General features: G+C 64.2%; 11 protein-coding genes. 9 read left to right on the top strand and 2 right to left on the bottom strand.

Annotated features, from left to right (window positions below; translation table 11 throughout):
• The 5 genes from RT123_RS14535 to RT123_RS14515 all read left to right on the top strand — a co-directional run.
• A partial coding sequence (locus RT123_RS14535; protein ID WP_313009871.1) for a zinc-finger domain-containing protein occupies positions 1-278 on the top strand: 278 nt, incomplete at its 5' end.
• Between the two features lie 79 nt (positions 279-357).
• On the top strand, positions 358-798 hold the full coding sequence (locus RT123_RS14530; RefSeq protein ID WP_313009870.1) for a VOC family protein: 441 nt from the start codon (positions 358-360) through the stop codon (positions 796-798).
• Positions 798-1,415 (top strand): DUF6655 family protein, encoded by a 618-nt coding sequence (locus tag RT123_RS14525; RefSeq protein ID WP_055809524.1) that lies wholly within the window; start codon positions 798-800, stop codon positions 1,413-1,415. Before RT123_RS14530 ends, RT123_RS14525 begins: the two co-directional genes overlap by 1 nt.
• 37 nt (positions 1,416-1,452) lie before the next feature.
• Positions 1,453-4,365, top strand: coding sequence for a DNA polymerase I (polA, locus tag RT123_RS14520; protein WP_313009868.1), 2,913 nt, complete (start codon positions 1,453-1,455; stop codon positions 4,363-4,365).
• An 82-nt stretch (positions 4,366-4,447) separates the two neighbouring features.
• The gene (locus RT123_RS14515) at positions 4,448-5,398 is read left to right on the top strand and encodes a hypothetical protein (RefSeq protein WP_156363285.1); all 951 of its coding nucleotides are present in this window, start codon (positions 4,448-4,450) and stop codon (positions 5,396-5,398) included.
• A 38-nt stretch (positions 5,399-5,436) separates the two neighbouring features.
• Here RT123_RS14515 and RT123_RS14510 read toward each other — a convergent pair whose 3' ends face one another.
• A complete protein-coding gene (locus tag RT123_RS14510) occupies positions 5,437-6,591 on the bottom strand; it encodes a hypothetical protein (protein ID WP_313009865.1) in 1,155 nt (384 codons plus the stop codon).
• A gap of 157 nt (positions 6,592-6,748) precedes the next feature.
• Between RT123_RS14510 and RT123_RS14505 the strand changes: the two genes are divergently transcribed.
• Both RT123_RS14505 and RT123_RS14500 read left to right on the top strand, forming a co-directional pair.
• The gene (locus tag RT123_RS14505; protein WP_137720424.1) at positions 6,749-6,952 is read left to right on the top strand and encodes a twin transmembrane helix small protein; all 204 of its coding nucleotides are present in this window, start codon (positions 6,749-6,751) and stop codon (positions 6,950-6,952) included.
• A gap of 2 nt (positions 6,953-6,954) precedes the next feature.
• Positions 6,955-7,527 (top strand): cob(I)yrinic acid a,c-diamide adenosyltransferase, encoded by a 573-nt coding sequence (locus RT123_RS14500; RefSeq protein WP_295245948.1) that lies wholly within the window; start codon positions 6,955-6,957, stop codon positions 7,525-7,527.
• Positions 7,528-7,537: 10 nt separating this feature from the next.
• On the opposite strand, the gene RT123_RS14495 is transcribed toward RT123_RS14500, so the two are convergent.
• A complete protein-coding gene (locus RT123_RS14495) occupies positions 7,538-7,882 on the bottom strand; it encodes a hypothetical protein (protein WP_017505432.1) in 345 nt (114 codons plus the stop codon).
• Between the two features lie 116 nt (positions 7,883-7,998).
• On the opposite strand from RT123_RS14495, the gene RT123_RS14490 reads away from it, so the two are divergent.
• Positions 7,999-8,763, top strand: a complete 765-nt coding sequence (locus RT123_RS14490; protein ID WP_313009861.1) for an electron transfer flavoprotein subunit beta/FixA family protein — start codon at positions 7,999-8,001, stop codon at positions 8,761-8,763.
• 1 nt (position 8,764) lies between these two features.
• Positions 8,765-9,694, top strand: coding sequence for an electron transfer flavoprotein subunit alpha/FixB family protein (locus RT123_RS14485; RefSeq protein WP_313009859.1), 930 nt, complete (start codon positions 8,765-8,767; stop codon positions 9,692-9,694).
• Positions 9,695-9,714 lie beyond the last annotated feature (20 nt).

Raw genomic sequence — 9,714 nt, 5'->3', positions numbered from 1 at the left:
CTAGGAAGCCCGCAAGACTTTCAGACCCGGACCGGACCATGCCTCCCCGCCATTCCGACGCCATCATCCCGCCGCCCGAAGAGATCGTCGTCTCGACCAAACGCGTGGCCTGCGACGGCGGCGGCGGGGCACTGGGCCATCCGCTGGTCTATATGGACATGGGCGAGGACGACTTCATCGAGTGCGGCTATTGCGACCGGCGTTTCGTCCTGTCGGCCCAGGCCCACGACGAGAACGAATATCTGAGCCCCGCCGCTCGCGCACCCGAGGCCCACTGACCGTAACCTCAGTTCAGTCGCGGTGTTGCGGCGGTTGGGTCTATAGACGGCTGACACGCTGTTCGGACGGAGACGAGCCTTGCGCTATCTGCACACCATGGTCCGGGTAAAGGACATCGACGCCTCGCTGCACTTTTATTGCGACCTTCTGGGTCTGCAGGAGGTGCGCCGCACCCAGAACGAGGCGGGTCGGTTCACCTTGGTCTTTCTCGCAGCGCCCAAGAATCTGGAACAGTCGGCGGCGGAACGCTGCCCCGAGGTCGAGCTGACCTTCAATTGGGATCCGGAAGAGTATCAGGGCGGCCGCAACTTCGGTCACTTGGCCTATAAGGTCGATGACATCTACGCCGCCTGCCAGACGCTGATGGACGGCGGGGTGACGATCAACCGTCCGCCGCGCGACGGCAACATGGCCTTCGTCCGCTCTCCCGACGGCATCTCCATCGAATTGCTTCAGGAAGGCGCGCCGCTGGCGCCGGCCGAGCCCTGGGCCTCCATGCCGAACGTCGGCGCCTGGTGATGACGGTGCGGACGGCGGCTCTGCTGACGGTTGCGGCGGTCGTGCTGTCGGCCTGCGCCTCGACCACCGAGAGCAACACAGGCCGCACGGCGACGGAGCAGCTGCTCTTGGCGCGCGCCTCGGACCGGGCGGTCGAGGGGCTGGTCTTGCCATTGCCGACGGGCGCTTCGGTCTTCATCGACGACGCCTATTTTCAGGGCGAGGGCACTCGCTACGCTGTCAGCGCGATCCGCGGCGCGATCTCGGACGCCGGTTTCAGCCTGGCCCGCAACAAGGACGAGGCGAACGCCGTGTTCGAAATCCGCGCCGGCGCGCTTTCGCTGGAGCAGATGCGGCGCGTCTTCGGAATTCCCGAGATGCGGATCCCGATCAACGAGACCTTCAACGTCGTCTCCCTGCCGGAACTGTCGGTCTATAGCCACCGCGACCGGGTCGGGGTCGCCGAGTTTTCCGGCTTCCTCTACGAAGCCAAGACCGGTGCGCCGCTGGGCGCCGTCGTGCCGATGATCGGCACCTATCGCATCCGCAGCCACAAGGCCTTCATGGTCGTGTCCTGGGGCCAGCAGCAGGCCCAGCCGGGTCAACGCGATCCGGGATCGAGCTGGACCGAATTCTGACGCTGACGCGGGGGCGTTGGAGCCCTATGTTCCGGCCATGACCGAGACGACCGCGCCCGAAAATCCAGAGACCGAACGCCGGATGACGCAGGACGGCCCTGCGCTGCGGCTTTGGATGATCGACGCCTCGGCCTACATCTTTCGCGCCTATCACGCCCTGCCGCCATTAACGAGAAAGTCCGACGGCCTGCCGGTCGGCGCGGTTCAGGGCTACTGCAACATGTTGTGGAAGCTGCTGAAAGACATGAAGGGCGCCGATGGTCCGACGCATCTGGTGGCCATCTTCGACCACTCGGAAAAGACATTCCGCAACACCCTGTATGATCAGTACAAGGCCCATCGCCCCCCGCCGCCCGAGGATCTGGTCCCGCAGTTCCCGCTGGTGCGCGAAGCGACTGCGGCGTTCGGGGTGCATTGCGTCGAACTGCCCGGCTATGAGGCCGACGACCTGATCGCCACTTACGCCTGCAAGGCGCGCGATGCAGGCGGCGAGGCGGTGATCGTCTCGTCCGACAAGGATCTGATGCAGCTGATCGGCGGCGGCGTCGTGATGTGGGATCCGATGAAGGACCGGCGTCTGGCCGAGCCTGAGGTCTTCGAAAAGTTCGGGGTTGCGCCTGAGAAGATGGTCGATCTGCAGGCCCTGATCGGCGACAGCGTGGACAACGTCCCCGGCGCGCCAGGCATCGGACCGAAGACGGCGGCGCAGCTGCTGGACGAATACGGCGATCTGGACACCCTGTTGGCCAATGCCGGTGAGATCAAACAGCCCAAGCGCCGCCAGACTCTGATCGACTTCGCCGACCAGATCCGTCTGTCGCGCGAGCTGGTGCGCCTGACCTGCGATGCGCCGGCGCCTGAGGCGATCGACGATTTCGCCGTGCGGGATCCCGATCCCGCGATCCTGTCGGCCTTTTTGGAGACGATGGAGTTCCGCTCGCTGCAGCGCCGCGTTGGCGACGGCAAGGCCGGGCCCAGCGACGTCTCGGCCTTTGCGCCCAAGCGCGCGCCGAACCTGAACGCGCCGGTCGCGACCCCTCGCTACGGCCAGGTCATCGAAGGTCCGGCCGAGGTCCAGACCTTCGATCACGCGGCTTACGAATGCGTTCAGACCGAAGAGGCGCTGGATCGCTGGATCGCGCGCGCGACCGAGGTCGGCGTCGTCGGGTTCGACACCGAGACCGATACGTTGTCGGCGACCCATGCGGGCCTGTGCGGCGTGTCGCTGGCGGTGGGGCCGAATGAGGCCTGCTACATCCCCCTGACGCACGAGCACGAGCCGCAGGCCGGCGAGGGCGGTCTCTTTGGCGAAGCGGGCGAGGCGCCCGAGCCGATCCATCAGCTGGACAAGGCCACGACCCTGGCCAAGCTGAAGACGCTGCTGGAAGACCCGTCGGTCCTGAAAGTGCTTCAGAACGCCAAATACGACATCGCCGTCATGGCGCGTCGAGGCATCCGTATCGCGCCCTATGACGACACGATGCTGATCTCCTATGTGCTGGAGGGCGGACTGCACGGGCATGGCATGGACGAGCTGGCGCGCCTGCACCTGGGCCACGAGCCGATCCCGTTCAAGAGCGTGGCGGGTAGTGGCAAGAGCCAGAAATCCTTCAAGCACGTCGCCCTGAAACCGGCCTCGGAATATGCCGCCGAGGATGCGGATGTGACGCTGCGGCTGTGGCGTATTCTGAAACCCCGTCTGGCGCGGGAGGGCCTGTCCACCGTCTATGAGACGCTCGAGCGCGGCATGCCGACGGTGCTGGCGGACATGGAGTTGAATGGAGTTCGCATCGATCCCGACCGGCTGAAGCGGCTGTCCAGCGAGTTCGGCCTTCGCATGGCCGAGCTGGAGGCCCAGGCCCATGAGATCGCCGGACGGCCCTTCAACATCGGGTCGCCGCGCCAGATCGGCGAGATCCTGTTCGGCGAACTGAACCTGCCGGGCGGCAAGAAAACCGCCTCGGGCCAGTGGGGCACCGACGCCAGCGTGCTGGAGGAACTGGCGCTCAGCCACGATCTGCCGCGCGCGATCTTGGACTGGCGCCAGCTGTCCAAGCTGAAGGGCACCTATACGGACGCTTTGACTGCGGCGGCCGATCCCAAGACGGGCCGCGTTCACACTAGCTATCAACTGGCCGCCGCCACCACGGGCCGTCTGGCGTCCAGCGATCCCAACCTGCAGAACATCCCGATCCGCACCGAGACGGGCCGCGAGATCCGCCAAGCCTTCATCGCCGCGCCCGGAAATGTCCTGATCAGCGCCGACTACAGCCAGATCGAGCTGCGCCTTTTGGCCCATATCGGCGACATCCCCGAGCTGAAGCGCGCCTTCAAGGCGGGGCTGGATATTCACGCGGCGACGGCCTCTGAGATGTTCGGCGTGCCGGTCGAGGGCATGCCGTCCGAGACCCGCCGTCGCGCCAAGGCGATCAACTTCGGCATCGTCTACGGCATTTCGGCCTTCGGCCTGGCCAATCAGCTGGGCATCGATCAGGGCGAGGCGGGGGCCTATATCAAGACCTATTTCGAACGGTTCCCCGGCATCCGCGCCTATATGGACAAGACCAAGGCCGAGGTGCGCCAGACCGGCTTCGTCTCGACCGTCTTCGGCCGCCGAATCCACATCCCGGCCATCCATTCCAAGTCCGGAGCCGAGCGCCAGTTCGGCGAGCGCGCCGCCATCAACGCCCCGATCCAGGGCGCGGCCGCCGACATCATCCGCCGCGCCATGATCCGCATGCCGGCCGCCCTGATCGAAGCCGGTCTTGCTACGCGCATGCTACTTCAGGTCCACGACGAACTGGTGTTCGAGGCGCCGGAAGCCGAAGCCGACCGCGCCATCGCCGTCATCAAACGTGTGATGGAAAACGCGTCGGACCCAGCTGTGGCCCTGACCGTACCCCTCGTAGTGGATGCTCGCGCGGCGTCGAACTGGGACGCGGCGCACTGATGGTTACATAAGCTATGAAATTGAAAACGCTTTCAAGTTAGATTAATAACAATCTGAGGTTTGTAGTCTGCGGGGCTGAGAGATGTCTGTTGGGCTTTTATTCGCAACGGTTTTGCTGGCTGGCGGAGGTCAGGCGATACAGCCTTCGAATGCGAGCGGCCCTGTTCAAGTTGAAGACGTCATCGTCAACGCCCAGAGATTCGAGGATGCAGCCGAACAATATGTTGGCGCCGTAGCCGACCCTGCTGGCGCACGAGGTTTGGCGCGTTGGCGGGATGGCGTTTGTATTGGGGTCATCAATCTGCGCGCCGATGTGGCTCAGGAAATTGCCGATCGTCTCGGCGATACGGCTCTCGGTCTGGGCCTCCAGGTTGGGGCACCGGGTTGTCGTCCAAATATCAAGATCACAGCATCAGATCAGCCATCGAAACTGGCTGGAGCACTTGTGTCGCAGTCGTTCAGGGCGTTCCACACAGGCGGCAGCGGCACTGATCAAGGCCGGGCAAGGCTCGATGCTTTTATCAAAACTGACCGTCCTGTGCGCTGGTGGCAAGTCAGTTACCCAGGCAATGCCGAAACAGGCGAACTCGCCGTTAGGTTACCTGGATACTACAACACGCTTGCGATGGGATTGGATGGTAATGATGTTTTGGCCTATGCGCCAAGTGTTCGCGTAACAAGCCCCACCCGCCTACGTGCATCAATATCTGATTTTCTTTATCATATACTCATTATCTTAGATGTTGATCAGGTGCAAAGCGCCTCCGTCGGTCAACTGAGCGACTATCTGTCTATGGTGGCCTTTGCTCAGATCGACCCGGCAGGACAAACCCGAGGCTTTGCAACAATCCTCAATCTGTTTTCAAATCCCGAAGGTGCGCCATCGGGTTTGACGAGTTGGGACAGGGCCTATCTGGACGGGCTTTACCAATCCGACCTCACCCGCATCCAAATCGGCAACCAAGCGTCGGCATTGGCATCGTCCGCACGAGCTATGAAAGCTGCTTCCGATCAAGCGGTCATAAACGACTAGCGGTGTGAACGCAGGCCAGCCCGTTGTCGTAACGTACGCTACGCCGCGATCATGCCGATATCGTCGGGAAGTTCGCCGCGGCCGAGCAGGCCGGTTTCGAAGTCCATGAAGATGTCCATCAGCTCCTCGACGTTCACCGGAGAGGCCGACGGGCCGAAGCGGAAGCGCCAGTAGCTGACGATATGCTGGACGGCGCCTAGCTGGTCACCCAGCTTGGCGAACATGGAGGGAGCGTCCAGCAAGAAGTCGCGGAAGGCGATCGGGCGGCCTTCCTGGGTCAGTTTGGCGTAGGCGTCGTCATAGACGCGCAGAGTGCGACTGACCTCGTCGCACGTCTTGATGATGCGGCCGCGCAGGACATCGCGGCTGCGCGCCAGATATTCCTTGGCGGCGCGATCGACCTTGCCGACGGGCTTGATGGTGCGCACGGCCTCGGCGACGCCGGCGACTTCGCCCAGCAGGGCGGCGAGCGTCCACTTGTAATAGAGGAAGCCTTTCCAGCAGAAGACGCCCTCCTGATACTGTTCGGGCGCCAGGCGCAGCGTCAGTCGCAGGGCGTCCAGCTGATCGCCGGGCGTGTTCGACAGGATCTTTGACGCCATCCGCCCGGCCGAATCCGAGTTCACTGCGATCGTGTCCGCGCCCAGGCTGAGCGTCACCAGCGGCTCGATCTCGCTGCGAACGAAGGCCAGCATGCGCTGAAGATCACTGTCGCTGATCGAGAAGTAGCAGGGCGAGGGGTCCAGGCCGCCGCGCCGCAACTGCTCGCGCAGCAGGAAGGGATCCAGCGACGGCAGTTTGTCGATCAGGCGCAGGGTCTCGATATCGGGATGGTTGGGCGCAACGCCGAACGCCTCCATCATCATCCGCTCAAAGCCGATCTGATTGACGAAGACGTATCGGCCTCCGGTCTTCAAATCTCCATCGTCGATGGGAATGACGACCTTGGTCGCGACCTGGCGTCGGCCGGTGAACAGATCGGTCTCATTGCGTCGAAGACGATGCTTGATGATGAGGGCGCGGTTCAGCGCCGCTGTACGGAAGATCGGACGCGCCGCCCAGTCGGGATTGCGAACGGCGCCGTCGGGCGCGCTGTCGCCGTTCTCCTCCCACACGCGCAGCAGATTCAGCACGCGAGCTGTGGAGGCCGAGCTCTTGAGGTGCTCCAGGTTGCGGACGGCGCGATCAGTCATGGCGCTGACGTTACGCCAACAATCGTCACCAAATGGCTTAGCTCGGGAAATAAAATATCTGCGGTCGGCGAATTTCTGCCGTTCGATCCTGCGCGCCGGACAACGGCTTTGAGCGCTGTGCTGGCGCGTGACGGCGATCCGGGTCTAGAACGGCGGCATGCAGATTTTCGACATTCTGATCATCCTCGCGATCCTGGCTGTGACGATCACCTTGGGCTTCGGCCTCTATTCGCTGTTCCGGGGCGGAGAGTATGCGCGCAGCCATTCCAACAAGCTGATGCGGCTGCGCGTCGGGCTTCAGGCGGTCGCCGTCATCCTGCTGGTCGTCGGCATGTTGTGGAAGGCGACGCAGGGGGCCTGATCATGGTGACGCTGAACAAGATCTACACCCGCACGGGCGATGACGGTCGCACGCGGCTGGCGTCCGGCGCGCCGGTGTCCAAGAGCGATCCCCGGGTCGAGGCCTATGGCGCGGTGGATGAGCTGAATGCGGTGATCGGAGTCGCCCGGCTGAACAGCGGTCAGAACGACCGGATCGACGCCATGCTGGGCCGGATCCAGAATGAATTGTTCGACCTAGGCGCCGATCTGGCCACGCCCTTGGACCCGCCGCCGGCGTGGGAGGCCCTGCGCATCGTCGAGAGCCAGGTTGCGCGGCTTGAGCAGGAAATCGACTGGATGAACGAGAGCCTGAAGGCGCTCGACAGCTTCATCCTGCCGGGCGGCGCGCCCTTGTCGGCCCATCTGCACGTCGCGCGCACCGTCTGCCGACGGGCCGAACGCGAGGCGGTGCGTCTGATCGAAAACGGCGAGGCCGTGAATGTCGAGGCGGTCAAATATCTGAATCGCCTGTCCGACCATCTGTTCGTCGCTGCTCGACGGGCCAACGCCAACGGCGCCAGCGACATCAAATGGAAGCCCGGCGCGACCCGCTAGGCGAAACCGTTCAGGCGGCGGGACGCGCCGCCGCCAGTGCGGCTTTCTGACGCTCGGCCTCTGCGGCTCGGGCGCGGCCCTGGGCGGCGAGATCCTGTTCGATCCGAACCAGCTCCCGGTTCTTCTCGGCCGAAGCCTCGGCGCGCGACACGCCATTGGGGCGGCCGGTGATCTGCGCGATGGAGATGGGCTGGGCGCAGATGCGGCTTTCCATATCGTACCATTTGCCCGCTGCCTCGCAGCGTTTGCCGGGCGCGACCCAATAGTCCTGCAAGGCGAAAATCCCGACGACGGTGATGCCGAACAGGCCGAAGAAGATCATCGCCAGGCGGGGAAAGGTCAGGAAACGCTTCATCTCGTGGTCCGTTGGATAGGGATCGAAGCCGCAGCTTGACCCCACGTTACGTTGACAGGCCTTCGCGACCGCTCCATGTCCTGCCCACACATTCAGGCGATTTCACGGATAGACCCATGAAGGTACTCGTCCCCGTCAAACGGGTGATCGACTATAACGTCAAGGCCCGCGTCAAGGCGGATCAGTCGGGCGTCGATCTGGCCAACGTCAAGATGAGCATGAACCCCTTCGACGAGATCGCCGTCGAAGAGGCGGTTCGTCTGAAGGAAGGCAAGGAACACCATGCCGCCGGCACCGCGACGGAAATCGTCGTGGTCTCCATCGGGGTGACCCAGGCGCAGGAAACCATCCGCACGGCGCTGGCCATGGGCGCGGATCGGGGGCTGCTGATCCAGTCGGACACGGATCTCGAGCCGCTGGCGGTCGCCAAGCTGCTGAAGGCGGTGGTCGAGAAGGAAAAGCCCGACCTGGTCCTGATGGGCAAACAATCGATCGACGGCGACAACAATGCGGTGGGCCAGATGCTGGCCGCCCTGCTGGACTGGCCGCAGGCGACCTTCGCCGGCAAGCTCGTGATCGACGCCGGCAAGGCCACGGTCACGCGCGAGGTCGATGGCGGCCTGCAGACGATCGCCGCCGAACTGCCCGCGGTGGTGACGGTGGACCTGCGGCTGAACACGCCGCGCTACGCCTCCCTGCCGAATATCATGAAGGCCAAGAAGAAGGAGATCGCCATGAAGGCGGTCGCCGACTACGGCGTCGATGTCGCCGACCGCCTGAAGGTCATCAAGGTCACCGAGCCGCCCAAGCGGTCGGCCGGCGTCAATGTGGCCGATGCGGCCGAACTGGTTTCCAAGCTCAAGTCTGCGGGAGCGCTGTAAAATGGCTGTCCTCGTCATCGCCGATCACGACGGTTCGACCGTTCGCGATACCACGCATAAAACCGTGACCGCCGCGCTGGGCCTCTCGTCCGATGTGGATGTCCTGGTTCTGGGGCAGGGGGCGCAGGCCGCCGCCGATAGCGCCGCCAAGATCGCGGGCGTCCGCAAGGTGCTGCTGGCCGAGAGCGCTGGTCTGGGCAAGATGCTGGCTGAGGCGGTCGAGGCGACCGTCCTGCCGTTGGCCGGGGGCTACGACGCCATCCTGACGCCTGCGACCACGGACGGAAAGAATTTCGCCCCGCGTCTGGCCGCCAAGCTGGACGTCGCGCCGATTTCGGACATCATCGAGGTGGTGGCGGCCGATACCTTCGTGCGCCCCATCTATGCCGGCAATGCGCTGGAGACGATCCAGTCGGCCGACGCCAAGAAGGTGATCACGGTGCGCCCGACCGCCTTCGCCGCCGCGGCTGAGGGCGGTTCGGCCCCGGTCGAGAGCGTCGCCGGCGCCGATGCGCCCAAGACGGCCTTCGTGTCCGAGGAAATGGTCAAGTCGGACCGGCCCGAACTGGGCGCCGCCAAGATCATCGTCTCGGGCGGTCGCGCCCTGGGCTCGGCGGACGAGTTCCATGCCGTGATGGAGCCGCTCGCCGACAAGCTGGGGGCCGCCATAGGCGCCTCGCGCGCGGCGGTCGACGCCGGCTATGCGCCCAACGATTATCAGGTCGGTCAGACCGGCAAGGTGGTCGCCCCGGCGCTCTACATCGCCATCGGCATCTCGGGCGCGATTCAGCACCTGGCCGGGATGAAGGACTCCAAGACCATCGTCGCCATCAACAAGGACGCGGAAGCCCCGATCTTCCAGGTCGCGGACTATGGTCTGGTCGGCGACTACAAGACGGTGGTGCCGGAACTGATGGCCGCCTTGGGCTAGGCCCAGGTCGAATCGATCTG

The organism is Brevundimonas vesicularis (genome assembly GCF_032067225.1).
In the GTDB taxonomy this organism is placed as follows: domain Bacteria; phylum Pseudomonadota; class Alphaproteobacteria; order Caulobacterales; family Caulobacteraceae; genus Brevundimonas; species Brevundimonas vesicularis_F.
The sequence above is the reverse complement of the archived record's forward strand: the minus strand, read 5'-3'. Positions and strand labels throughout refer to the sequence as shown.

Bases quoted from the DNA above. Each gene is read 5' to 3' on its own strand.
- RT123_RS14525 (WP_055809524.1), top strand. From the start codon at position 798: ATGACGGTGCGGACGGCGGCTCTGCTGACGGTTGCGGCGGTCGTGCTG.
- polA (WP_313009868.1), top strand. From the start codon at position 1,453: ATGACCGAGACGACCGCGCCCGAAAATCCAGAGACCGAACGCCGGATG.
- RT123_RS14515 (WP_156363285.1), top strand. From the start codon at position 4,448: ATGTCTGTTGGGCTTTTATTCGCAACGGTTTTGCTGGCTGGCGGAGGT.
- RT123_RS14510 (WP_313009865.1), bottom strand. From the start codon at position 6,591: ATGACTGATCGCGCCGTCCGCAACCTGGAGCACCTCAAGAGCTCGGCC.
- RT123_RS14505 (WP_137720424.1), top strand. From the start codon at position 6,749: ATGCAGATTTTCGACATTCTGATCATCCTCGCGATCCTGGCTGTGACG.
- RT123_RS14500 (WP_295245948.1), top strand. From the start codon at position 6,955: ATGGTGACGCTGAACAAGATCTACACCCGCACGGGCGATGACGGTCGC.
- RT123_RS14495 (WP_017505432.1), bottom strand. From the start codon at position 7,882: ATGAAGCGTTTCCTGACCTTTCCCCGCCTGGCGATGATCTTCTTCGGC.
- RT123_RS14490 (WP_313009861.1), top strand. From the start codon at position 7,999: ATGAAGGTACTCGTCCCCGTCAAACGGGTGATCGACTATAACGTCAAG.
- RT123_RS14485 (WP_313009859.1), top strand. From the start codon at position 8,765: ATGGCTGTCCTCGTCATCGCCGATCACGACGGTTCGACCGTTCGCGAT.